25 protein-coding genes are annotated in these 25,229 nt (G+C 38.2%); 6 read left to right on the forward strand and 19 right to left on the reverse strand.

Going from position 1 to position 25,229, the window contains the following annotated elements:
• The first annotated feature begins 239 nt into the window (after positions 1–239).
• Positions 240–1,157 (forward strand): heme o synthase, encoded by a 918-nt coding sequence (gene cyoE, locus ACRPLQ_RS16340; RefSeq protein ID WP_013056789.1) that lies wholly within the window; start codon positions 240–242, stop codon positions 1,155–1,157.
• A 24-nt stretch (positions 1,158–1,181) separates the two neighbouring features.
• Here the strand turns inward: cyoE and ACRPLQ_RS16345 are convergent, their stop codons facing one another.
• Together ACRPLQ_RS16345 and ACRPLQ_RS16350 are read right to left on the reverse strand one after the other, a co-directional pair.
• A complete protein-coding gene (locus tag ACRPLQ_RS16345) occupies positions 1,182–2,120 on the reverse strand; it encodes a carbohydrate kinase family protein (RefSeq protein ID WP_165635955.1) in 939 nt (312 codons plus the stop codon).
• 1 nt (position 2,121) lies between these two features.
• Positions 2,122–2,331, reverse strand: coding sequence for a cysteine-rich CWC family protein (locus ACRPLQ_RS16350; RefSeq protein ID WP_033578825.1), 210 nt, complete (start codon positions 2,329–2,331; stop codon positions 2,122–2,124).
• A gap of 162 nt (positions 2,332–2,493) precedes the next feature.
• On the opposite strand from ACRPLQ_RS16350, the gene ACRPLQ_RS16355 reads away from it, so the two are divergent.
• Entirely contained in the window at positions 2,494–3,852 is a 1,359-nt protein-coding gene (locus ACRPLQ_RS16355; protein WP_154991407.1) for a D-serine ammonia-lyase, read from the forward strand.
• Between the two features lie 31 nt (positions 3,853–3,883).
• Here the strand turns inward: ACRPLQ_RS16355 and ACRPLQ_RS16360 are convergent, their stop codons facing one another.
• From ACRPLQ_RS16360 to ACRPLQ_RS16370, 3 genes are all read right to left on the reverse strand, one after another.
• Positions 3,884–5,266, reverse strand: a complete 1,383-nt coding sequence (locus ACRPLQ_RS16360; protein WP_224357898.1) for a PH domain-containing protein — start codon at positions 5,264–5,266, stop codon at positions 3,884–3,886.
• Complete coding sequence (locus ACRPLQ_RS16365) at positions 5,259–5,741, reverse strand: PH domain-containing protein (protein WP_013056785.1); 483 nt, start codon at positions 5,739–5,741, stop codon at positions 5,259–5,261. Before ACRPLQ_RS16365 ends, ACRPLQ_RS16360 begins: the two co-directional genes overlap by 8 nt.
• 142 nt (positions 5,742–5,883) lie before the next feature.
• Positions 5,884–7,215: an NAD-dependent malic enzyme gene (locus ACRPLQ_RS16370; RefSeq protein ID WP_034265658.1), complete on the reverse strand. Its 1,332-nt coding sequence runs from the start codon at positions 7,213–7,215 to the stop codon at positions 5,884–5,886.
• Positions 7,216–7,523: 308 nt separating this feature from the next.
• Here ACRPLQ_RS16370 and ACRPLQ_RS16375 point away from each other — a divergent pair, with 308 nt between their 5' ends.
• On the forward strand, positions 7,524–8,102 hold the full coding sequence (locus ACRPLQ_RS16375; protein ID WP_028413576.1) for a TIGR00730 family Rossman fold protein: 579 nt from the start codon (positions 7,524–7,526) through the stop codon (positions 8,100–8,102).
• Positions 8,103–8,131: 29 nt separating this feature from the next.
• On the opposite strand, the gene ACRPLQ_RS16380 is transcribed toward ACRPLQ_RS16375, so the two are convergent.
• Positions 8,132–9,343 (reverse strand): cytochrome P450, encoded by a 1,212-nt coding sequence (locus tag ACRPLQ_RS16380; protein ID WP_033578821.1) that lies wholly within the window; start codon positions 9,341–9,343, stop codon positions 8,132–8,134.
• A 285-nt stretch (positions 9,344–9,628) separates the two neighbouring features.
• On the opposite strand from ACRPLQ_RS16380, the gene ACRPLQ_RS16385 reads away from it, so the two are divergent.
• A complete protein-coding gene (locus ACRPLQ_RS16385; protein WP_028413578.1) occupies positions 9,629–10,360 on the forward strand; it encodes a ZIP family metal transporter in 732 nt (243 codons plus the stop codon).
• A gap of 83 nt (positions 10,361–10,443) precedes the next feature.
• Positions 10,444–10,989 carry a DUF4825 domain-containing protein gene (locus tag ACRPLQ_RS16390; protein WP_432236171.1) on the forward strand — a complete coding sequence of 182 codons (546 nt, stop codon included), beginning with the start codon at positions 10,444–10,446 and terminating at the stop codon, positions 10,987–10,989.
• A gap of 20 nt (positions 10,990–11,009) precedes the next feature.
• Here the strand turns inward: ACRPLQ_RS16390 and ACRPLQ_RS16395 are convergent, their stop codons facing one another.
• The 11 genes from ACRPLQ_RS16395 to ACRPLQ_RS16445 all read right to left on the reverse strand — a co-directional run bounded on the left by ACRPLQ_RS16395 (position 11,010) and on the right by ACRPLQ_RS16445 (position 22,971).
• Complete coding sequence (locus tag ACRPLQ_RS16395; RefSeq protein WP_165635952.1) at positions 11,010–11,912, reverse strand: GNAT family N-acetyltransferase; 903 nt, start codon at positions 11,910–11,912, stop codon at positions 11,010–11,012.
• A gap of 149 nt (positions 11,913–12,061) precedes the next feature.
• Entirely contained in the window at positions 12,062–13,411 is a 1,350-nt protein-coding gene (gene fucP / locus ACRPLQ_RS16400; RefSeq protein ID WP_033578818.1) for an L-fucose:H+ symporter permease, read from the reverse strand.
• Positions 13,412–13,499: 88 nt separating this feature from the next.
• The gene (gene nagB / locus ACRPLQ_RS16405; protein ID WP_432236172.1) at positions 13,500–14,225 is read right to left on the reverse strand and encodes a glucosamine-6-phosphate deaminase; all 726 of its coding nucleotides are present in this window, start codon (positions 14,223–14,225) and stop codon (positions 13,500–13,502) included.
• A gap of 107 nt (positions 14,226–14,332) precedes the next feature.
• Complete coding sequence (locus ACRPLQ_RS16410; RefSeq protein ID WP_432236173.1) at positions 14,333–15,292, reverse strand: shikimate dehydrogenase family protein; 960 nt, start codon at positions 15,290–15,292, stop codon at positions 14,333–14,335.
• 19 nt (positions 15,293–15,311) lie between these two features.
• A complete protein-coding gene (locus ACRPLQ_RS16415) occupies positions 15,312–16,265 on the reverse strand; it encodes a phosphotriesterase family protein (RefSeq protein WP_047751096.1) in 954 nt (317 codons plus the stop codon).
• On the reverse strand, positions 16,265–16,927 hold the full coding sequence (locus tag ACRPLQ_RS16420; RefSeq protein WP_033578814.1) for a bifunctional 4-hydroxy-2-oxoglutarate aldolase/2-dehydro-3-deoxy-phosphogluconate aldolase: 663 nt from the start codon (positions 16,925–16,927) through the stop codon (positions 16,265–16,267). The genes ACRPLQ_RS16415 and ACRPLQ_RS16420 overlap by 1 nt, the downstream gene beginning before the upstream one ends.
• On the reverse strand, positions 16,911–17,876 hold the full coding sequence (locus tag ACRPLQ_RS16425) for a phosphoglycerate dehydrogenase (protein ID WP_047751097.1): 966 nt from the start codon (positions 17,874–17,876) through the stop codon (positions 16,911–16,913). Before ACRPLQ_RS16425 ends, ACRPLQ_RS16420 begins: the two co-directional genes overlap by 17 nt.
• 19 nt (positions 17,877–17,895) lie before the next feature.
• Entirely contained in the window at positions 17,896–18,480 is a 585-nt protein-coding gene (locus ACRPLQ_RS16430) for a glucose-6-phosphate isomerase family protein (protein WP_033578812.1), read from the reverse strand.
• 22 nt (positions 18,481–18,502) lie between these two features.
• Positions 18,503–20,011, reverse strand: a complete 1,509-nt coding sequence (gene xylB / locus ACRPLQ_RS16435) for a xylulokinase (RefSeq protein WP_328141505.1) — start codon at positions 20,009–20,011, stop codon at positions 18,503–18,505.
• A gap of 107 nt (positions 20,012–20,118) precedes the next feature.
• Positions 20,119–20,877: a GntR family transcriptional regulator gene (locus tag ACRPLQ_RS16440; RefSeq protein WP_049164277.1), complete on the reverse strand. Its 759-nt coding sequence runs from the start codon at positions 20,875–20,877 to the stop codon at positions 20,119–20,121.
• A 234-nt stretch (positions 20,878–21,111) separates the two neighbouring features.
• Positions 21,112–22,971, reverse strand: a complete 1,860-nt coding sequence (locus ACRPLQ_RS16445) for an N-acetylmuramoyl-L-alanine amidase (protein WP_432236174.1) — start codon at positions 22,969–22,971, stop codon at positions 21,112–21,114.
• Between the two features lie 471 nt (positions 22,972–23,442).
• Here ACRPLQ_RS16445 and ACRPLQ_RS16450 point away from each other — a divergent pair, with 471 nt between their 5' ends.
• Positions 23,443–23,823: a plasmid mobilization protein gene (locus ACRPLQ_RS16450; protein WP_028413582.1), complete on the forward strand. Its 381-nt coding sequence runs from the start codon at positions 23,443–23,445 to the stop codon at positions 23,821–23,823.
• 56 nt (positions 23,824–23,879) lie between these two features.
• Here the strand turns inward: ACRPLQ_RS16450 and ACRPLQ_RS16455 are convergent, their stop codons facing one another.
• Both ACRPLQ_RS16455 and ACRPLQ_RS16460 read right to left on the reverse strand, forming a co-directional pair.
• Positions 23,880–24,059, reverse strand: a complete 180-nt coding sequence (locus ACRPLQ_RS16455) for a hypothetical protein (protein WP_025752091.1) — start codon at positions 24,057–24,059, stop codon at positions 23,880–23,882.
• A gap of 97 nt (positions 24,060–24,156) precedes the next feature.
• Complete coding sequence (locus ACRPLQ_RS16460) at positions 24,157–25,158, reverse strand: N-acetylmuramoyl-L-alanine amidase family protein (protein WP_047751100.1); 1,002 nt, start codon at positions 25,156–25,158, stop codon at positions 24,157–24,159.
• Positions 25,159–25,229: the final 71 nt, after the last annotated feature.

Here is a 25,229-nt window from a genome sequence, read left to right on the forward strand (position 1 = left end):
ACCAGATAGTCAAAATTTTCGTTTTTAAGCATTCCATTTTTATCTTATAATAAAGGATGTACTTATTTTCAGTCGGAAATTCGACATTTTTCTTTGTTTTTTAAAAAAGTTCAAGGAATGTTAACAAATTTTACGAGCAACCTTGATGTAATTACGATATTTTTTTGTTAAAATAGTTTAGTTGATTAATAAAGATTAGGTTTATTCATGTAAGAATAAGCTCAAAAAGGAGAATTGCTGTGAAAAATACCGAAGTTATCACAAAGGAATCACTTCCTATCAATCAGTATTTTTCCCGGGAAGTAATCAGTGCTATTATAAAAACTGGGATTATTAAATCGAACTCACTAGGAATGGTTGCTGGGCTTTGTCTCGCAATTGCTGTTAATGACTTAAGCTTTGTGACACAAATTCCTATCATTATTTTGGCTTTAATTGGGACATCCTTTGTCGTAGGAGGAGCTGGGGCAGTTAATAACTTCTATGACCGTGATATCGATGCAATCATGAAACGTACAAAAGACAGACCGACGGTAACAGGAGCGGTCAACCCTAAATTTGCTCTATGGTTAGGACTGGCTTTATTTGTTATTGGTGTAGGTATTTTATTTTTAGTTTCTAACATGGCCGCCATTATGGGTATTTTAGGATTTTTCTTTTATGTAGTGCCTTATACTATGCTTACAAAACGTACAACCATTTATAATACCGAAGTCGGAAGTATTTCTGGAGCTATGCCTCCAATCATTGGCTGGGCCGCTATTTCACCAGACTTATTTCATCCGGTAGCAATTGGATTGTTTGTATTTATGTTTTTATGGCAGCCTCCTCACTTCTACGCTATTGCGATTAGAAGACTTGAGGAATATAAAGCCGCAGGTGTACCAATGCTTCCTGTAGTAAAAGGTATCCGTCGTTCCAAAGTCCAAACGCTTGTATACCTAGTTATTTTACTAGCGGCATCGTTCTTATTTTTATCGTTTAGTAAAATTATTGCATTTACAATGTTCGGTTTAACACTCGTGTGGATGCTTCTTGGAATTGTTGGATTTAAAAAATTAGAAGATACAAAATGGGCTACTTTAATGTTTGTGTTCTCATTGAACCACCTTACGATTATTTTTGCCCTTATGATTATACTGTCATTTTTTAAATAATAAACGTTCAAAAGCAGGTAGCTATCAGCTACCTGCTTTTATACTAGATACTTCTTTTGCTTTCAGTGAAATTATTCCTCCGTATCTCGCCGAAACTGCTCCACCTAACGCGTTGGCAAACATTGTGTACTGCTTACATGACTCCTCACGTTCAGGCAAACCTTTTTCGTGAATACACCAGAGAATTCCTGCCATAAATGCATCCCCCGCTCCCGTGGTGTCTATCGCCTGTACTTTTTTTGCACTCACATGAAGCGTTTGATTTGCAGTAACGGCTACTGCGCCCTTTTCTCCTTGAGTGACCCATACGAACGGAATATGATACGCTCTCAGTTTTTCTAGGCTTTCTGCCAGATCTGTTGAATTCATCAAAAATAGGAGCTCATCTTGAGAGATTTTCAAAATATCTGTTTCGTACAAAAACGATGTTACAATATTTCTACATGCTGCTTCACTTTCCCATCTTTTCATTCGAATATTCGGATCAAAAGCTACCAGCATACGATATTTTTTTGCGAGCCTCACAGCTTCTCTTGTAGTTTCCTGGGAAATCGGATGAAACAAAGTGCCTGATCCAAAATAAAAAATCGCTGCCTTCTCAAATAGAGCTTCCTGCAGCTCATATTTATACACTTGCTCATGAGGGGTAGAATCTATGTAGGAATGAAAGTAACGATCTCCTTCTTTACTTTTATGTACATACACTTCACAAACTTTTTTCGTCACCGAAGTTACACAGCCGCTTTGGTTTACTCCTTCAATTAAAAGCTTCTTTCTTACAAAATCACTTGTTTCATCACTCCCTAACTTGCAGATATAAGATGCTTTTGCTCCTAACTTCTGAACTCCAACTGCTACATTAACGGTTGTGCCTCCTAAAAAAGGGTCAAAGTCAGTGTTAGATTCATTTTTGGCGATAAAATCAATAAATGCCTCACCGTATGAAATAATTCCTTTTTTCACGTTAATCCCCACCTTCTTCCTTCTGTCTCGCAACGCATTTGACGCATACACACGCTTTCCCTCTGCTTTCTAAAGGAATTTGTTTAAACAAATCAGGAGTAAAAACTTTCTGCATGCACCAACACTTTTCTATTTCTCTGCCTTGTACAGAAGCACAGTTATTTTTCTCTCCGCAGATAGGACATCTGCTATCATCGCCTGAAAATGCCATAAATTCCTCTCCTTTTTTCTATGCAGTTGTATAAGTTATCTTTATTAGTATACAAGAGGCAGTTAAAATGCGCTTTCTGCTTTTTGATATTTTCGTTTTCAACTTCTTCTATTCTTGATACTATACATATAAAGGAAATAACATATTGAGAAAGGAGCCTTTATGACGATACATTTATTTCACCAAAAACCCCTTGCTACATGGATCCGTGAATATCCTTTATTAACACCTTTAATCAATAAACAGGAAATACTTTGGATAAATCCTTATTTAAAACCTGCTCAAGAAGCACTTTCGTCTCTTTCTTTACATACCAAAGATATAAAAGATGCAAAAGAGCGACTTTCTCGCTTTTCTTCTTTTCTTCAAATCGCTTTTCCGGAGCTAAAAGCATCAAAAGGAATCATTGAATCACCTCTTCAAGAAATTGCATACATGAAAGACTATTTAAATCAACAAATGAATAACGAGCTGCAAGGAAAATTATTGATGAAATGCGATCACGATCTTCCTATATCAGGTTCTATTAAAGCAAGAGGCGGCATTTATGAAGTATTAAAATTTGCTGAAAGTCTTGCTATCAAAGAAGGGCTGCTTACCGAAGAAGACAGCTACGCTCTTCTAGCTGAAGAACGATGTAAAAAGTTATTTTCTTCTTATTCTATTGCAGTAGGATCTACCGGTAATTTAGGTTTAAGCATTGGTATTATAAGCGCCGCTCTCGGCTTTAACGTCACCGTCCATATGTCAGCCGATGCGAAGAAATGGAAAAAAGATTTGCTTCGTTCGAAAGGCGTAACCGTTATTGAATATCAGTCTGACTACGGAAAAGCCGTGGAAGAAGGACGAAAGCAAGCCGAAGCAGACCCCGCCTGTCATTTTATTGACGATGAGCAGTCTAGAGATTTATTTCTTGGTTATTCCGTCGCTGCCTTACGCTTGGAAAAGCAGCTAGCCGAGCTGCAAATTCAAGTAGACGCTGAACATCCTTTATTTGTCTATTTACCTTGCGGAGTAGGCGGAGGTCCTGGCGGTATTACGTTTGGATTAAAAGCAATATACGGTGATCATGTTCACTGCTTTTTTGCTGAACCTACTCACTCTCCTTGCATGCTGCTTGGATTAATGACCGAGCTGCATGATGGCATTTCCGTTACCGATATTGGACTTGATAACATAACAGCTGCCGATGGACTAGCTGTAGGAAGGCCATCTAGCTTTGTAGGCGAAACGATAAAATCGCTTATTAGCGGAATTTATACTGTAGAAGATGATCAGCTTTTCCGATTTATTTATGAGCTAGCCAATCGTGAAAATATGTATATAGAACCTTCAGCAGCGGCTGGTTTACAAGGGCCTCTTCACCTGATGGAAAGCGGGTCTTCCTATATACAAGCGCAAGCACTAGAAAACGATATGTCAAAAGCTACTCACCTTGTATGGTCAACTGGAGGCAGTATGGTGCCCGCTGACGTGATGAATAGCTATTACGAGCAAGGAAAAAAGTTAATGAATAGATAACGTCAAAAGGCATGAAGAACAATGATGTTCTTCATGCCTTTTTAGAAGAAGTAGCTTGCAGAAAGATAGGATGCCAAATTTCAAATGGAAAATATCCCGATTTATAGCTTCCGCTTGTACCCATAGTTGAAATTTTTATTTTCCTGTATCCTTTTTTCCATAAAAAGGTGCCTGCAAACACCTCAATTTGCTCCACTTTCTTCCTTCTAATAATCGTTGTTTTTCGTGTTAAAAACTGTGAGCGAATAGCGACAAATACCTCGTTCATCATTAAGCCGCCTTGGCGATAGCCCAACCAGTGAATAAGTACATATGCAAGGCATAGCACAGCAATAACCCACACGAACATTGATTTCCAAAAGCTGATGCCAATCCCTGCCGCTGCAAATAACAAGAGCGGTAATAGTAATGGGTACCATGCATATTGAATAGCTGTATTTCTTGGACACTTTATATATTCGTAGTGCGGGACATATACGTTCATTAACGCTGAAATCTCTTTTTGCTGGATAAACGGGTGTAAATAGACCTTTTCTTTTAAATCAGAGGTTACGACATTTAACGAAACGGAAGACCATCCAAATAAGCGTCGAACCAACCCTTCCTCTATCGTAACAGCCTGTATTTTATGAAAAGGAATCGTAAGGGATTTCTTATTTAATAGTCCGTATTTAATATGTAGATAATGATCGTAGCGTTCCACTGTAAAACCGCCAAATCGTATTACATATAAAACGATAGACAACAAATAAGCAAGCACCACAATTGCAGCGACTAATACAAATAAACCAAGCATCGATTGATGAATCACTTCTTCGTAAGCTGTCTTCACCCAGCGGTTGATATACGTATCAATATACTGATAGAGAAAACCAAGAGCAGCAAATATATAGCCAAAATTCCCGGAAAACGCAGCAGCTAACGCCAGCTGTTTCACCGACACTTTCATCATACGTTCAGGACTTTTTTCTGTTATTTCCGGCTGACTCCCTGACAGCTTTAACGTATCTTTAAGATGGTGCGCTTCTTTTAGTGAAATACCAGATAAATCAATTTCAGCATCCGTACCGCTGCTGGCCGTGTCAATACGAAGCCGGGCTAAGCGAAGAATTCTAAAGACAAACGGCTGATCTAACTGAATCGATTGAATGCGATTTCGTTGAATAAATCGTTTTTCCTTTTTAAAAATCCCTTTATACAGACGCACTTCCGTTTCCGTTACTTCATAACGAAATTCCCTCCAGGTAAAAAAAGCAAATAAAGCGACTACGCCTCCCGCTAATAGCGTTGCCCACCAATATGTAAACAACAGGTGCCGATTGACGATAAATACAAACACAAAAGGCAGGATATTATTTTTTATATGTTCAATAAATGCTATTGCAATATATAGCGGATGCAGCCGCTTACTCATCTTCATCATCTACCTCTGCTAGTCTAGCAATATACTCTCGCAGTGCTTCAGCATCTCTTTGTACGAGTGCAGGAATTTCGACGCTTCCAGCTGCTGTGATGATTTTAACAGATGCCAAGTCAAATTTTCGAAAAATCGGCCCTGTCAACGTTTCAACGTGCTGTACTTTCACAAGGGGAATTTTCGTATGATACCAGATGAAGAGCCCTCTTTGCACATCAATTTGAGTATCTGTTACTTCATATGAATATACATTCATATATACATTTGGAGCTATAATTGTATATATGATAAAGCTCACGACTAATAGTCCAGCTGATATCCATCCAATAATTGACCACCAATCAAAAAAATGAACGAGTAGAAAATAACCCGCTGTTGCCAGAAGCCACAGGCTATGTGTAAAAATGGATTGCCAGCGCATCGCTTTTTTAGCCTCGAGGGGCAATTTGCCCTTTAAATGTTCAAACTCCATAAAAACTCCTTTCTCTACCTTTTTTACTATTTCTATTACTATATTACGTTAAAAAAGGAAAAAAGTTTCATCGTTTACTATTTTCTTATTATTTTTTGATAAAAAACAAACAAGGCTGCCTATTTCGAGGCAGCCTTGTTTGTTATCGATAAACGCCGTCTTTCTCTCCGTGTGCAACAGCCGCTCTTTCAACTGCTTCAGATACTGCTTCGTGTACAGCTAGATTAAGAGGGTGAGGAACTAAATCGCCTGGACGCGTTGAATTTGCAATGGCTTCAGCTGCAGCTACAAGCATCGTATGCGTAATATCACGCACTCCCGCATTTAATACTCCTCTGAAAATACCTGGGAAGCCAAGCACATTATTCACTGACCTTCCGTCAGTAGCATAAATAGCTCCTGCTTCAAGAGCATCTTCAGGTTCAATTTCTGGTTTTGGATTAGAAAGTGCTAAAATGATTTGCCCTTTTCGAATCCATTCTTTCTGTATTAAGCCAGGTACACCTGTTGTCGCAATAACAATATCACAGTTCTCCATAAGCTCTTCTAATGAATCCGCTACTTTTCCACCGTAGCTGACCAAGCGCTCATTCGCTTCAGGAGACTTATCAGCTCCTATCACTTGTTTGACACCGTAAGCCATGAACATTCTGCAAGTAGCGATACCAGCAGCTCCTAAACCAATCTGCCCTACTTTTGCTTCTTTCAAATTCACACCTGTGCTGCGACAAGCTGAGATAGCTGCTGCTAGCGTCACAACTGCTGTTCCGTGTTGATCATCATGCATAACTGGAATATCTAGCTCTTCTTTTAAACGTTCTTCAATTTCAAAGCAGTGAGGCGACCCTATATCTTCTAGTAAAATACCGCCAAATCCTGGTGAAATATTTTTAACCGTTTGAATGATTTCTTCCGGCTCATTTACATTCAACAAAATAGGGATAGCGTTTACACTGGCAAGCTGATCAAATAACGCAGCTTTTCCTTCCATAACAGGCATTCCTGCAACTGGACCAATATTCCCTAGTCCTAGTATAGCGGTACCATCCGTTACAATCGCAACCGTGTTTCCAATGCTCGTATAAATTTTAGCTTTGTCGGGCTGTTCTTGAATAGCACGGCAAACGTTTGCTACACCTGGTGTATATACTCTTCTTAAGTCAGCGATCGACTCAATTTTCATTTTGCTTTTCATTTGAATTTTACCGCCTTCATGCGCATGAAGAACTTCATCTGATACTGTATGTAAAGTAATGCCTTCTAAACTGCGAACCGCTTCAAGCAATTCCTCAAGCTGGTCTTCACTTTCTACTTGAACCGTAATACTTCTCATCGTGTAGTTATGTCCTACTTTAACGGTTTCAACCTCGCCAATGTCTCCTCCTACATTTCCAATGGCTGTTGCTACTCTTCCTAAGTTTCCTGGTACAGTCGGTGTTTGTACCATTAATGTGCGTATTAAATTATTCATCATATCCCCATATCCCCCTTGTCCTAATCCTGCAAGTACGTATACTTACTAATGAAGCGTTTAAAACGGTCCAATTTCCCATAAGTTCATATTATCTACTTATCTTACAAGTAGATCTATGCGTACTCTCTTTTTCATCAAAAGAAAATAAATAGATAACGCTTTCAAACAGATGTTTCGCTTTGATTATAAGCAAAGTTTTTAGAATAATCAAGCGATGACATTGTGAAAATTCATAAATTATTAAGAAGGATTTTGTTGTTCATAAACAGAAAAGACTTATATAGAGAAGAAACAAAGGAGTGAAGAAATTGAAATCAATTTGTGTGTTTGCAGGATCAAGCGCAGGAATAAAAACAGAATATAAAGAGGCCGCCGTCTCGCTAGGACGCTACATGGCCCAAGAAAACTACCGGCTGATTTACGGAGGCTCACGAATGGGCCTGATGGGAGAAGTCGCAAATGAAATGCTTGAACATGGGGGCGAAGTCATTGGTATTATGCCCCGCGGTTTGTTTAGCGGTGAAATTGTTCATACCGCGCTGACAGAACTCATCGAAGTAGAGAGCATGCACGAGCGAAAAGCAACTATGCACGAGTTAGCAGATGCTTATATTGCCCTTCCTGGAGGTTTCGGGACATTTGAAGAGCTGTTTGAAGCTCTTTGCTGGGCTCAAATTGGCATACATAAAAAACCAGTGGGGTTATTAAATGTAAACGGCTACTACAACCCGCTTATGCAAATGGTTCAGCATGCAGTAGATGAAGGATTTTCTACGGATTCTGCTATTCGTCTCATCAATATTTCTGATACTCCCGAACAGCTTATCTCTTCAATGGACACCTATACGTCTCCTTCAGAGGACCAAAAATGGAAGACTGAACGCTAAAAAGCAAGCGCATCATTTGCGCTCGCTTTTCAGGCGTTATCAAAAGTAATTTCATATTTTTTTACCCCAAAAACAAAAGGGCTATCTATTGGCTTTAAAGACTGATTCTCAACTTTGGAAAATTCCCCTTTTTCTAGTAATTTAGCAAAGGCAATTTTCCCTTCCATTCTTGCTAACGGTGCTCCTAAGCAAAAATGGATGCCAAAACCAAAGCTTACGTGAGGATTCGTTTTACGACGCACGACAAAAGTGTTAGACCGTTCAAACTTAGCTGAATCTCTATTTGCACTTGCTGCCCAGCTAATTACCTGCTGCCCTTTTTTAATTTTACACTCTCCAAGTTCTACATCTTCAGCGGCTATGCGTCCAATCGCTTGAATAGGAGGATAATAGCGGAGCGTTTCTTCCACGAGATTCGGAACTAGGGATATGTCTTGACGAACTTCATTCTGTATGTCTATGTCTTCTGTCATATACCGGACTCCGTTCGTAATTAAGTTTGTTGTTGTTTCATTGCCTGCTACTAGCAATAGAATACAAAACCCTAGTACTTCCTCTTCTGTTAAATGTTCGCCGTCAATTTCTGCTTCTAAAAGCAGCGAAATCAGATCTTCTTGTTTCTTTCTCTGACGCTCAGCGATAATTTCTTTAAAATACCCTTGTAAAAAAAGCACCCCTTCATTACGCTTTTGCATCATTTTCGCAAAAGCTTCGTCTGAATTATTTTCAGCACCGCTCACTAAGTCATCGGAGTACTTTTTAAACAGTGCTCGATCTTGTATAGGTACTCCTAGCAGCTCAGCTATTACAATAATCGGCAGTGGTCCAGCAAAATCTTCTACTATATCAAACTTTTTTTTGCTGCTTACTTCATCTAATAAATAATCTGCAATCTCTTCAATATGACCCTCCAAGTGCTGAATAGCTCTTGGTGTAAAAGCTTTATTCACTAAGTTTCGTAATTTTGTGTGTTTTGGAGGATCCATCATTAAGATACTTTCTTGACGTTCTTCCATTGCTCGTTTGGATGAAAAAAGCGACGGGTTTTTTAAAATATACTTTACTGTTTCATAATCAAATACATCCCAGCAGTTTCGGCTTTCATCGTAACGAATAGGTGCTTCTTGACGCAGACTGTTATAAATATCAAATGGGTAAAGCTGCTGTTCAACGGATTTAATTTCTTGCATAGGAATTAAGTTAGCATAACGATTTTCTCTTTTCACTGCTTTTGGATTCATCTCGTCTTCCTTCTTTCGTTTAAAAGTGACCTCATTAAGTTTTTTGACCTTCTACAGATGAAAGAATTTTTTTCCATCTTTATATCTTTTGATCAGACTATCACAAGGTTTTTTCACTTTCAACGGACATAATCAGAAAATTTTGTCAATTATACAGAAGACTTATTTTATTTAAGGTCTAAATCAGTGATTCTTTTCCATTTTTTTAGTTCTTTTATCTTGTTTCATAATAATCACATAGATGGTTACACTACAAATAAGTACGCAAGAAAGTAGGGATCTCATGTGATAGATGCCCTTATGTGGGGTGGTGTCTCAGGCTCAGCTGTATTAATTGGAGCTATTATAGCTATTTTTGTACCTTTAAAAAAACAGTTGACTGCTTATATTATGGCTTTTGGCACGGGCGTTTTGTTAGGAGCTGCTGCTTACGAGCTCATTCAAGATTCGGTAAAAGAAGCGGGAATTATTGCTTCTTCTTTAGGCTTCTTAACAGGCGCAGCACTTTTTACTCTTCTTGATATGTCTTTAGCTAAAAAAGGTGCTCACAAAAGAAAACGTTCAAACCACCTTGTCCCAGCTAGCTCAGGACTAGCCATTTTTATTGGTACCATTATGGATGCTATACCTGAATCACTGATGATTGGCGCAAGTTTGATTGAACAGCACCACGTTAGCTGGCTGCTTGTTGTTTCTATTTTTATCAGCAATATACCGGAAGGAATCTCCGGGACAAGCGGACTACTAAAAAGCCAATATAAGCGAAAGAAAATTTTTTCATTATGGCTTTCGGTCTTCTTTATATCAGCTCTTTGCTCTTGGATTGGATATCTATTTCTTCAAGACGCTACCCCAAACATGATGGGCTTTATTGCCTCATTTGCCGGTGGTGGAATTGTGGCCATGGTTGCTTCTACGATGTTGCCGGAAGCTTTTGAAGAAGGTGGTCCTGTTATTGGTTTTATTGCTTCATTAGGGTTATTAACTTCTATTATTTTGGATTATCTGTCTTTTTAATGAATAAATTTATATTTTGTATGAAACAAAAAGTGTAGGTCTTTCGTCTTTACAAGTAGATATAAACAAAAGGAGTTACCATTATGAAAAAAATAGATGCTTCTCTTACACTTTGTATAGTGCTCACTTGCCTATCAGGGTGTGCCTATGCACCTCATAATAATCTGTCTGCTGAAAGAGTCTCTGCTTCTTCTATTCATCATACTTCTTCTTTAGAACGTGATACTTCAATAGAAGAAATAACAAATAAACTTCCAGGACACGTTTATTTAAAAGGTATAACTTTTCAAAATGCGCAAAAACCTTACTACTTAGCAATTAACTACGCTGCAACAGATAATCAGCATGCGTTTGAAAAAAGCTGGACGTCTGTTAAAACTAAACGTATACTTTTACATAACGCAACCATTTTACTTTCTGCCGTACAAAATGTTGACAGCGTTCACTTTACTATTAACACGACTGTTCCTCAGACAATCACGATTACTCGAAAAGAGTTAACCGACTTCTACGGAACAGATCTGCGCAATTATAAGGACGGGACTCAAGCATGGAAAGCAAAATACGAAGGGCAGCAAGAAAAAATCGAGGAATTTTATGATGCACATCCAATTACGGAAATGCAGTAAAAGCGGCCCATTGCCGCTTTTTAAAGTTGTTTTTTCATAAACACCTGCTCAAGTTTGATTCCTTCATCTGTATATAAATCTTGAAAACCAAATGATTTTAACATTTTCACGAGTAAGCTATTTCCTTTTTCAGGTACATTATGTGTATTGTAAGCAATTGGTCCATACATATTAAAAATGGTTGCTAATAAAAAGTCCAGAACGTCCTCTGAATTTGAGATATGTTCCTTAACGCTTCCTTGATAAAAAGTAACGGAATTCACGATGCCTATGGAAGAAAAATTCTTTTGAAATAATAGATAGCCAACTTCTTCGTTTCTTTCATTCAACGCAATAAACGATTCTCCATCACAAATACAGTCAAATTGATTTTTCCACGGAACGTCGTATGTATAAAAGGGTAGGTTCTGAATATCTTTTGCAAGCCTTCGCTTTAACGAATACGCAAGCTGATTCTTCTTTTTAAGTAAAGAAGCGGGAAAACTACCTCTATGCTTTAGAAAGAAAAGCGTATCTACAATTTCATATCCATATTTCTCATAAAGGTGAATGGCTTTTTTATTGACTGTAAATGCTTCCAGACTGGTTTCCACTACTCCTTGCTGCTGATATTTCTCAAGTGTAGCTTTTAGTAAGGCTTCACCAATTCCCATTTTTCGGTAAAGGAATGCTACACTTGTACCTCCATTCCAAGCATGTTTCTTTCCTTTGACTCTTTTTATTCCATTTAACATAATTCCAGCTGGTGTGTCATTATAAAAAGCGACAAAAGAATGCTCGACAGATAAACGATCCACACCAAACCTACAGATGAATTGATTTAGTGACATCTCAACTGGAATGTAATAATCTTCAAAACCCTTATTAAATGCTTCTAGCGCATCAGAAAAAGAACACTGACTTAAAGGCTTAATTATAATCACAGGACATTCCTTCCTTTTTTAAAAAGATAATAATAAATAATTAAAGTAAAAAAAGAAAACTGCTTCCAAAGCAGTTTTCTTTTTAACTTAAGGCAATTTACATTGTATTCGATGAAAAACTTAAAATTCCTTGTTTATAAAATCAATTTCTATTTAGCTGAATTAACTTGGTCTTCATTCATTAGTTTTTTTACTTTTTCACGTTTGTTTACACCACTATAAAAATAGTATCCTACATAGATAAAACATGCCGTCGGAACTAAAAAAGCGAGTTGAAGCGACCCTGTTAAGTCTGATACAAGTCCTTGAACGGCGGGAATAACAGCTCCTCCTACAATAGCCATAACTAGAATAGCTCCCGCGACTTCCGTATGCTGTTTTTCTTCTACTATTTCTAACGTTTCACTATAGATTGTTGCCCAACATGGACCAAAAAGCATGCTTACAGCAACAGCTGCATATACAGCCATCGTACTGGATGCAAACGACGTATACGCAAGTAAAAGCGTACCAATAATTGAATAGATAACTAACACTTTTTTGGCTGAAAAACGTGTCATCAATAGATTAGCTACAAATTTCCCAACAAAAAAAGCAATAAAACTATAGATCATGAAATTTGATGCGCTTCGCTCATTAATTTCAGAATTAAGATCTAAGGCCAATCTGATGGTAAATGACCATACAGCTACCTGCATCCCTACGTATAGAAATTGGGCTATGATACCTTTACGAAAACGCGAATTCCCCCCTAAATACTTTAGCGTTTTTATTAATTCGCTTTTTTGCCCTACCTCGTTCTTCTCTATTTGAGCTTTACATGAAGGATATTTCGTTATAAGAAAAAGTACCAGTACGGCAATAAGAACTAAAATCATATATTTATAAGGCTGCAGCGTATGCTGTAACATTTTAAGACCAAAGATATGTGCTTCTTCCGAGCTCATTTTAGCAAGCTGATTATCAAGGCTTTCCCCTTCTTGAAAGATTAAATACTTACCAAGTACAATTCCTAAAAGAGATCCGATAGGTGTAAACGTCTGACTGATATTAAGGCGTAGCACTGCGGATTCCCTAGGTCCCATCATGGAGCTATACGTATTAGCTGATGTTTCAAGAAAACCTAAACCAATGGCGATTGCAAAAATTGCGCATAAAAACATAGAATAGGTAGCCATATGAGAAGCAGGAAAAAACAGTGAACAACCTATAATATAGAAGATTAGTCCTGTAATAACAGCAAGCTTATAATTTGTTTTTTTAATAATTAACGAAGCTGGAATAGCAATTAAAAAATATCCTCCGTAGAAAGCACTTTGCACAAAAGCCGTTGCAAAGTCGCTAAGAGTAAACACACTTTTAAACTGAGCAATTAAAATATCATTTAAACTCGCGGCTGCTCCCCAAAGTGGGAAAAGAATAGAAAGTAAAATAAATTGAAAGATAGGCGTTCGATTAAGATACCCATTAGGCATTTGAACTAAATTTTTATGTTTCATTGTAAAGCCTCCCTATTATCACTCATCATTTCTTTACAAATCCACTTGCTTCTGTGTTCACCTATGCTGTTAAAATACTCCTTGACATCTAAAGTAATGATGCTGCTTCTTTGTCTACAATAACTGTAACGTTAGAATGTAACTGAAGAAGAGAAGAGGGACATCTTGTTGTAATATGTCCATGTAACGTTTGATAAACAGCCTCTGCTTTTTCATGACCACTGGCGATAAAGATAATGTGTCTTGCTTTTAAAATGTCTCCTACTCCCATTGCTACTGCTTTTTCAGGGACATCTTCTATATTTGAAAAAAACCTAGCGTTGTCTCGTATCGTTTCTTTGGTTAACTTAGCAATATGCGTAGCCCCATGCAAGTAATCTTGAGGCTCGTTGAAACCAATGTGACCATTCCTTCCAACTCCCAATATCTGTACGTCAATTCCGTTGGCTTTTATTAATTTCTCATTGTATTCTTTCACTGCTTGATCTTCGTTCTCAAATATACCTAAAGGAATATGCACCTGCTCTGCTTTGATATTTACGTACTTTAAAAAATTTTCCCATGTATAGTACGCGTAGCTTTGGAAATGCTCTGGCTCCAAACCGATGTATTCATCTAAATTGAATGTTGTTACATTTGAAAAATCTACTTTTCCTTCCTCGTATAACTGAATTAAATTTTTATACGTGCCTAGAGGCGTTCCTCCGGTGGAAAGGCCCAATACTAACTCTGGATTTCCCTTTATACATTTAGCCGTTTCAACAGCTGCCATGTAACTCATTTCCTCATAATTTTCTGTGCGTATAATCTTCATAAGAGGCACATCCTTCACCTTTTTGTAGTCTTTTTGTTAACGCTTTCATTTTTTAGTTATCTCTGTTTTATGTAAGTGAAGAGGAGAAACATTTCCTCCTCACTCCCTTATTTCCCACTTACTTTTGATTGATTAAACTCACTTGAAATTCTTTCAATTTCAGTAAATTGCTCATTGTTTAGTTGAATTTGGAACACTTCTGATATTACCTGAGTCCATCCATGTATGAAATAAATCCATCCGTCTTCAACATATAATGACTGCGTATCTTTTTGCGACAGTGCTTGATGCATAAACAACAAATCCCCTCGATAATTCAGTTCCCACACAAGACTATTGTGAGGAAATAGCGCCTCGTTGCTTAGCGGAGAGCCTGGTCGATCTTTTCCAAGCCCTGTTGCATTAATGACTAGAGAATAGGGGTTCAGTTTAGATAACACTTTATCATTTTTAGATGGCTCGTCTATTGTAAGATACTGAATAGGTACATCCGTAGACATTTCCGAGATAATTTTCTGCATTGAATCTAACCTCGGTTGACTTCGGTTTGTCACATAGATAGCAGACGGCATGCCATTACGTTTTGCATCGTGGATCAGGTTTGAAGCAATAGCAATGGCACTTCCGCCAGCTCCCATAATAAGGACATCCCCCTTATGTTTGTTCCAATAATCTTTTGGAAGAAAACCCTCCATGGCTAATCCGCTAGAGATATGATCCTTAGCATGTCCAATCAGCTTTCCATCTCTTTTGGAAATACTTGATAACTCTCCAAATAACAGCGCATAAGGATCAAGCTCATCGAACAAGTCTTTTGCCGCATGATATAAATCAATTTTGTGTGTTGTGACCAATGCCCCCAGCGACAGAGGATCATTCTTTAAAAAAGTTACCACTTCACGGTACACTTCACGGCTTGCATGAATATCAATATCAATTCCTTTAATCTCCGCATCGATACAAAGAGATTTAGCCCATAAAGGAAATAGCTTCATGATAGAGGATTGTCCTGTTGTAACGCCAATAAAATAAAAGGTTGGTTTGGTTGCATTTACTAGATTTAACATAGTGTCCTCCTTGATTTTTCTAAACGCTTAAAGCTGCGAGCGGATTATCCAGAACTAAGGTACTAATGGTTTTATCTGAAATCCCACTTACTTTCAACTTTGGAATAAAGGTTTTAGTTAAGTAATCAATTCCTATTTCTCCCCCATATGCTTGCAGCCTCGCTCTAGTTGTATCCAGGCTAATTAAAAGAGATTCTTGAAAGCCGCTATTCAACATGTGGTGAATTAACTCAATTTCTTTATCATCGCTGTGATATTTAAACCGTCCAATCGTATCGTACTCAAGGTAGACACCCGTTGCCGCTACTTCTTTATGCAATCCGTAGTCATGATGAGTACGATCGAGATGACAAAGAATTATTTTTTTAGCTGCTACCTGTTTATCCGTCAAAAATTGAATAATTTCAAACGGATCGGATTCTTTTTCAATATGAACCATAATAGGGACGTTTGTTAAAAGTGACGCTTCGGCAGCTGCCTCAAACTTCATTTGATAATAGGGAGTTAACCCCTTTTTATCGACGGCTGTTTTAATTAGCCCTGCCTTTGCATTAACTTTTTTAGTGGGCCTCTCTATTCCATTACCTACATACATTCCTTTTTGAATTTCAGAAACAAAAAGCGCTGTAAGGACCTCTGCTGATTCATTATGGATCCAATGATCTCGCCAATAGAACATGGATTTATGGAACCCTGTTGAAGCAACAATATGAACATCTGTTCGCTTGGAGACTCGTATCAGGTCCATTGCCATGCGCCCCGCGCCGATCGGCTGTGCGTCCACTACAAGAGAGCGCGCAGACAGTTTCTTTACTTCACTTACTGTAACATCGACATTATCAATGCATAAATCTGAATTAGTACTCGCTGCATGACCTTTTTCAAGCATAAGGTGCTCATGCGGCTGAACATGTACGATTTCGTTTGAATCCACAAGGCCTAAAACAGTTTGTATACGACTTGAATTTTTCATTATCTAATACCGCTAAGCGTCAATTTAGCCTGCTGCGCTTTACGTATCAACAAAGAGGCATATTCACGAATTTTTTGGGAGTCAAGCGAATCCCCACCTGCTTTTGTTAAATTAGACCCTACCCCTACAGCGATTGCTCCCGCTTGAATCCAGTGCTCAATATTTGTTTCATTAACGCCTCCAGTAGGCATAATATTAGCTTGAGGCAAAGGCCCTTTTACATTTTTAATATGAGCCGTTCCTGCTAAGTCTGCTGGGAATAATTTAAGAATTTCGCACCCTGCTTTAAGCGCAGTAACCATTTCTGTCATTGTAAAAGTTCCGGGCATAACAAGAGCTTGATATTGATGGCTTACCGCAATAATGTCCATGTCCAAGTGAGGAGTCACAACAAAATCTGCTCCTGCTTGAAGGGCACTAACCGCCGAATGAACGTCCATGACGGTACCCATTCCTATGTAAACGGACTGAGAGGCACATTCACTTTTTAATTGACGTAATATGTCAATTGCATTTGGAACCGTCATCGTTAGTTCGATTGCCTGTATTCCGCCATCAATTGCAGCTCTAGCTGTCGTTAACACTTCCGCTTCTGTACCTCGTAAAACTGCCACAACACTACTTTTACAAATACCATTCATAACTTCACGTTTGCGTGACATGCTGGTTTCCTCCTTGCCCTTTTGAAATTCCTTGCTGAAAAAATTTAATGACGCTATGCGTTGACTGTAATGTCATACGCTCGATTGCCTCTTTACTGGCCGCTGCATTATGAGGGGTTAAAACAGCATTATCTAACTCTAGCAAAGGAGAATCTGTAGGCGGCTCAACGGAAAATACATCAATGCCCGCTCCTAGTATTTTTTCTTCTTTTAAAATATGAAAAAGATCGGTTTCATTTATGATTCCGCCTCTTGCGGTATTAATGAGAATTGCCTCTTTCTTCATCTTCTTCATCATTTGATAGTTTAGAAGGTTTGTTGTTTCAGGCACGAGAGGCATATGAACAGATACAACATCGCTTTTTGTTAACAATTCATTTATGTGGACGTAGGTTGCACCATATTCAGCAGCTGCCTGCTCATCTTGAAAAACGTCATAAACGAGGATGTTCATTTGAAATCCTTTAGCACGGCGGGCAACAGCTTTTCCTATTGCACCGAACCCTAGAATCCCTAGCGTTTTCCCATAAAGTTCAACACCTACGTTTTTTGTCCACTGCCCTTTTCTGAGCCTTTGAGAAGATAGTGAAATTTGTCTGGCTACAGACAGCATTAAACCAAACGCGTAGTCTGCAACAGCTTCATGATTCACACCGGGAGTATTCACGACCACAATTCCTTTTTGGGTTGCATATTCTTTAGGAATATTATCAGTACCTGCTCCATATTTTGCTATAATTTTAAGCTCCGAAGCGTGGTTTAAAACTTCTTTGCTAAGATGGTCAGTTCCTATGATTAAGGCTTGTACATTTTGTATGAGCTCTATAAACCTGGACTCAGAAATAGGGCCGACCTCTCTTATCACCTCAAACCCCTCTTCGCGCCATTTATTCATAATGTCTTCTGTAAACATCCCATATGACCGAGGGGTAATTAATACTTTAAGCATGTGGTTTTCTCCTTTTTTGTTATTTTACCGCTTGTATATAGCGAGGGTTTTCAATATATGTTGGCTTGTCATTTTGTTCAACTAACGCCTTTACAAATCCTTCTGTTTCAATACCTCCGTAATCATGGCCTGCATCTCCCGGGTAAGCTGCAAAAAATACAAAAGGTTCTTCCCCCGTATTAACAGTGCGATGAGCCCATTCTGGTGCCACATATGCCACTGTTCCCGGCACCATTTCTAGGCTAGAAAACTCTCCGTCTTTTGTTTGCATTAGCAGCTCCCCTTTTCCTTTAAGGCAAAAATAAATTTCAGCTCTATCTAATACTTCGTGATAATGTCCCTTGGTCATAAAATACTCTTTTCCTACTTTTCCTGGATGCAAAATAGTTACGCAATGCTGAATGTGAGGCATTGTCTCTGGAACTACTACGTTATAAACCTCGTAAATAAGCGGGTTGTTCTTAAGTTGATTTTCAAATTCTCCCTCGTCTAAGTACATGCCTTCCATATCCGATAAATGTCGAATAATGACTTTTCCTTCTGGGTTTAATTTACCTGTTTCAAAATCTAATTGTGTAGCAAAAGGTTGAAATAATGTACTCATTTATCATGCATCTCCTCTATTTTTAATTAAAAACTTTTAGCTTTTGGTAAACTGGTTTTAGCTGTTCATACGTTTCATTAAATACCGAAAAAAACTCTTGATACTGTTCTTGAATATCTGGCTGAGGATGGTGAATACCTACTCTCTTCACCCATTTTTTAGCCTCTTTAAAATTATCTACTATCCCTACTCCAACGGCTCCAGCCATCGCTGCCCCCATAGATGTTGCTTCATCTAAATAGTTAGGCACATACACATCAAGCCCGTAAATATCTGCTAGAATTTGACGCCATAAAGTGCTTTTTGCTCCGCCGCCTAATACCCACATCCGGTCAATTGGTGCTCCTTCTTTTTGAAAAGTATCAAGTACAATTTTTAAGTTATATGCCACTCCTTCCATGACGGAACGAGCAATGTCTCCTCTTGTGTGAGTAATGGACAAACCAGCAAAAGCTCCCCTAGCATCCGGATTCCATCTGGGTGAGCGTTCTCCCATTAAGTAAGGTAAATAAATTAGCCCTTTTGACGTAGGGGGCGATTGCTCGGCTTCACTATTCATAAGTTCATAGCTTTTGTTGGAATTTTGATAAAGTAACTCTGTGATCCATTGCATAGATCCCCCACCGCACTGCATTGTTCCATTAGGGGAATATTTAGTAGAATCAAGGTGAACCCATGTATACGTTTTCATTTCAGGGTCAAAAATAGGCTTGTTTGATGCCGTTGCAATCCATGAAGAAGAGCCAATGTAATTAAAAGCTTCTCCTTCATCCATAACGCCCACGCCGGCAGCTGCACACACTCCATCACCTCCCCCTATTACCACAGGAGTTCCTTGAAGTAAGCCTGTTTCGTCTGATGCCTTAGCTGTTACTGATCCTACTACATCAGTAGAAGCATACAAATCTGGAAAAAGCTCCGGCTCAATTCTCCATGTATTTAAAATGTCACGAGACCATACTTTATTTACTAAATCAAAACAGTTAGTTCCGCATGCATCTGAATAATCGGTTGCAAATATACCTGTTAGTTTATACACAAGGTAATCTTTCGCTTGTAAGATTTTATATGCTTTTTTAAAGCGTTCCGGCTCATTTTCCTTGACCCATTTAATCTTTGCTCCAGAATATGATGAGCTAATGCGGTGTCCTGTGATTTCATAAACATTTTTCATACCTATTTCATTCTCAAACCGCCGAGCCTGATCGCCCGCCCGCATATCTGCCCATATAATGGAATTACCAAGAGGAGTTCCATCTCGATCTACAAGCAAGCAGCCGAGCATTTGCCCGCTGAAACTCACAGCAGAAATTTCTTCGCGTTTCACTCCACTTTGCTCAAGCAAAATTTTTGTTGTTTCACAAACGGCTTCCCACCAGTCTGATGGATTTTGTTCAGCCCATCCAGCTTTAGGATAGAAGGTTTTATATTTATAGAGCGTACTATTAACCAACGTTCCGTCAGCCTTGTATAAAGTTGCTTTATTTCCCGTTGTTCCGATATCATGAGCAATAATATACCCATTACTCATACCCATCCCTCCTTCAATAGCTCATAGACTAAATCTTTCATCTTGTAATGACGTAATTACCAGTTAGTGCAGAGAAATGAACAAGTTAAAAAACTCGTTCAGCTTTCTTATATTCTTTCGTATTTTACCTCTACTGTAAACTTGTTTAAATCTCCACGGTAACGCCCTATAGAATACTCAAAAGGCTGAGAATCTTTTTGAAAAGCCGTTGTTTTTGTAATTTGAACAGCAGACATCGGAGGAATATTTAAAGCGCCAGCGTCCTCACTCGTAGCATTAACAGCCTCTATTACACGCTTAGCATGACTGATATGAAATCCATATTTTAATTCAAGCGTCTTGTACAAAGACTGAACCTCTAAATCTTCATCAAGCAGACCCGATGCAAGAGATGCTGGAATATAGGTCGTTACAAGGACGTATGGATCTTCCTCAATATACCTTAGTCGATCAATTCGGTAAAAAAACTGATATTTATCTCCAAAGATCTCTTGAAGAGTGGACGTTTTTTCAACAATCTCTTTATTTAACACTTTTGTTTCAAAGGAAAGTCCTTTACGCTCCATTTCATCTCCAAAACTACTCAAACTTTCCAAAAACATTTGGTCAATCTTCTTTGGTGCAACGAAGGTTCCTCTACCGTGCTCTCTTCTCAAAAAACCTTCAGCCACTAGTTCATTTAAAGCCTGCCTTACAGGTGTTCTACTTATCCCATAAGTATCAATTAGTTCTCGTTCAGAAGGAATCAATTCATCCGGCTTATAAATTCCTTTTTCAATTTTTTCTTTAAGTACTTCTTTCAGCTGAAAGTATAGAGGCAAAGGTCTATTTTTTTCTACCACTATTTTATTTGTATTGTCTATCACAATGCACCTCTTCTAAAATTTATTTCTTTTCTCCATTGTAAGACAAATGAATTAAAAAATAAATTTTATTTACACTTACAACTCATAATGATGTAATTACCAGTTGAATAATCTTATTAAATCACTATAAGGCAATACTGTCAATAAAATTCTGAATTTTTCATAACATTTTATTAAAAGGAAGAGACAAACCCTTTATACACCCTGTCTCTTCCTTTCTTTTAACACTCTATTCTATTGTTTTTTAATCTCTACATCCGAAGCTTTCACAAACGCATAGCGGTGATTAAAATAAATTTGATAATATTCATCTTTTCCCACAATCATTTTGTGATCGTTTGGATTTGTTGTAAAAGTGGGTGCATAGTAATAGTCACTCTTTACTTTTTCTCCCCCTACGTACACCTGATCCGGAGAGATTGTATACTGAAGTGGGACCATGTCTTTAACCGGGATATCAGAAGGATAGGCTGAAGCTTCCGGGAAAGCTCCTCCGTACACTTGAATGCTTTCTTTTCCTGCTTTTGGCGTTAATAATATGCCCGTACCTTTACTCGTATTTTGATTATGTGGATTATAAAACCACGCTTTTTGTCCTCCGTACCAAATCGCTGTCCATTCTCCTTTTGTCTCAGCCACTGCGTACGTTTGGCCCGTTACAGCTTTGCTTCCCCAGTCTAACGTTTGTTTCGTTCCTGGCCCTGAAGCTGCAGGCTCATTCAGTAGCGGTGAATCATTGCTAGGAGCTTGATGCAAATACACAAAGTTGGCCGGCTGCTTTGGTGCATCTGATACCTCTGGCTGATTGTTTTCAAAGACGGGATTAATTGTAACGGCTAGTTTGCTTGTATGCTGGCGCTCGACTGGGCTTCCTACTAAATCCATATAGTGCCCCCAATCCCAAAACGGCCCGGGATCCGAATGCATACCTGATTGAGCCTTAGGAGACAAACCCGGTACCTCGTCATGACCGATAATATGAGCTCGGTCTAATGGAATATGATATTCTTTGGCAAGGTGGCGTACGAGTCTTGCTGAAGAACGGTACATTTCTTCTGTAAACCACGTGGATCCTTCAAGGGCGAACCCTTCATGTTCGATTCCAATACTGTGCGTATTAAAATACCAGTTTCCTGCATGCCATGCTACATCTTTGTTATCAATCATCTGTGCAATGTGTCCATCACTTGAACGTATGACATAGTTTGCAGCTGCTCTGTTAGGGTTAGCAAACAAATCAATGGTTCCGTCATAACTTACTTCTGTATCGTGAATAACAATATAGCGAACATCTGATTTTTGACGATTTGCAATATCATAGTTTCCGTAATCTGAAGGACTTTCGCTGAATTTCCCGTAAAAAGCAGGAATGTATTCACATTTTAAAGATGCCGGACAATCCGCTTTATTCGTATTGGAATTTTCAGCACGAGGAATCGACATATCTATATGTTGAGGAGAAATTTTAAGATGCTGTCCATCTGATGTTGTACGCTCTGCCCCTTTTTCCAGCGTTTCATATACATCATCGGCAAATACTTGAGCGTTTTCTTTATCTTGAGAAGAACTGTAAGCGGCGACTGCGTCGTACCATTTCTGATCAGTAGACGGTACGTTTCCATTTTTGTCTTTTGCAATAAAAGCTAGTACAGCAGCGCCACCACGAATATTTTGCACAGGGTCATTTTTTAATCTTTCTTTATCTGACTTAAGCAGCTTAGCAGCTAAGGAGAGCGTTTGCTGTTTGTCATATGCTGGTTGTGAAGACGCAGTTCCGTTTCCTTTTCCATCTTCTAAAAAAGGGATGTCTGTTAAATGCATGAGGCCGTATCCCCCGGCTGCGCTAGGTTTCCCATTATGACTTTCCCAGCGCGACTTGTTGTAGGAAATTGCTTTTAAAAGCGAAGCTGGCACACCAAATTCTTTAGATGCTTGTGCAAATGCTAGCTCCAAAGAGTCCGACTGATTCTCTGCAGCCTGAGCGACTAGAGGCGCTTGTAGCATATGAATAGGCGTATAACCTGTACATATAACCCCAGCCGCAAGCATGGCTGCCCCTATCTTGTTTAGTTTTAATCGTTTTTTTAGTTTCAAACGTATTCCTCCCCCGTAAAGTATGTAAATGAGGTAAATAAAGACATAATATGACTTTACCTCGTTCTCAACCATTTCGTCTTCTTTCTTTCTATTCCCTTGAGACAATAGTCTAGAAGATTCGACAGAGTTACTAGGAGGAAAGATGTGGTAGGAGGAAAAAACGATAAAAACCATCCCTCTTCTTTAAAACTGCGCTTTCAAAAATGGTGAGTACAAAGGCGGTATATTCATCCCTTTGGCTGCCTTTTTAATAAAGCAGCAATATTGTAGATAATGACATTACTTCTATAATTCAACTATTACTAAACCAAATTTCTTAATTTACCAGTTTTTTAACAGACTGTGCGTTCGACATTTTAGTAACTTTTCACCATAGTTAACCATGGAAAAGGTTGCTATTATTAAAGACAAGAGAATGTTTACATATGATTGAACGCAGCAAGAACTGCTCTTGAAAGGAGATACCTTATGAGAGGACACAGCATTCCAGCAATTAAGTTGAATGAAGAAGAAAAAGAAAAATTAGAGGAACTTATTGAACACTATAATTTAAAACGAACGTCTCTCATTCGAAAATTTATTATGGACGGAAAAGTTAAGCCGCCTTTAATCGGCAAAGAAGCAGGTGTGGAACTATTAGTTAACCTGCGAAAAATTGAGTCTGAGCTAAGCCGGCTAAGCAATAATATGCATCAAATCGCAAAGTATTTACATAAACCAAAAGATAAGCAAAATCATTCACAGAACCTTGAACAAATCCTGTTAGAAATGATGAAAAAACAAAAACATGTGCAAGAAGATGTAGAAACTATTTCAGAGCAGCTTAGCGATCATTTATACGTTAAATAGAGAAAAAACGCTCTTTTCATTTTAGAAAAGAGCGTTTTTTATAAAGAAGTAGGGATTTAAATACTTTTTTTCATGCCGCACTTTGCGCATGTACGGATAAAAATAAAGTCTTTTACTAAGCTTTTAAATTTCACATGTCCACAGTTATCGCATCTGCCTGCAACTTTATCCGGAAACTCCTCATATACATATACTTTTGTTAAATCAATCGCTTCTTGTTGCTCTTCCATTTCCATCACACCTTTATGCATCTTTACGATTCAGCTCTTTATATTCTATCAAAAATAAGTAAAATTACTAGGGTGAAAGCTTCAAAAAAACAAGCAGGTTTCTTCACGATGTTTTTATCCGTTCAGCTTTGTACCACCATTTTTCTCTATCTAAAAATGCTTTTACATTCAATATTTTTTTATCGTGAAGTGTAAAGATGGCTACCGCAGCTCCTTCTTCAGAAAAGGTTACCGCTGTTTCTAACTTTTCTTTCGTCACAAACACTTTTAATGTTTCCATATTCTCTTTTGTTAATTCCGCAGTTGTGATAGTTTCTCCTTCAATGATTGTATCTTTTTTTTCAATAAAATGTTCTCCATCAATTATCCAGGCTGCATGCGTTTCACTATCAACTTGAAAGAGGGTATTCTTTTTTAAATAACCTGTTCTCTCTGACATATTGGTATACTTATACGTCTCCTTATCCTCAGTTGTTTTTATCCATAAAGGTTTATATAAAAAAGTAGGCTTTAGAAACCCTTCCTCGTCAGGATCTCCCACAGAATTTGTAGATTTAGGCTCCAAGTTTAAAAACTGCGCAATCCCTTTTGCATATGCCACCCCCATATCTTTTAGAAATTGAGGATTTTTTAAGAGCTTTGCATCGTGTTCTGTATCAATAAACCCAATTTCAGTTAATACAGACGGCATATATGAACGCCTTAACACACTATAATTAGCTAATTTCCTGCCTCGGTTAGAGTGATTGTATTTAGCGAGAACAAATTTCACATGATCGTGAATATCGTTTCGTAACACAATGGTTTGGTTATTTATATTTTTGCTATAAATAAAATCTTCATATCCCGTTTCGCCACCTGAATTTATATGAATAGATAAGTATACATCTGCCCCCCACACATTGGCTTTGTTGACCCGTTCATTTAATGACAAAAACACATCGGTTGTACGCGTTGTCCAAAGAGAAAATCCTTGATAGTGAGTAGAAAGAAAAGAGATGATGTACTGTTGAACAGCTAACACTACGTCTTTTTCATATAACCCGCTGGCTACAGCTCCTAGATCTGCCCCTCCGTGACCTGCATCTAAATAAATTTTTTTCATATAACCTGTCTCCTCCTTATCCGTAGCATATGCATGAATAAGCGAAGACGTTTGTTATACAAAACTACTTT

This window comes from Priestia sp. TRN 1309 (assembly GCF_050846875.1).
Lineage (GTDB): Bacteria > Bacillota > Bacilli > Bacillales > Bacillaceae_H > Priestia > Priestia zanthoxyli.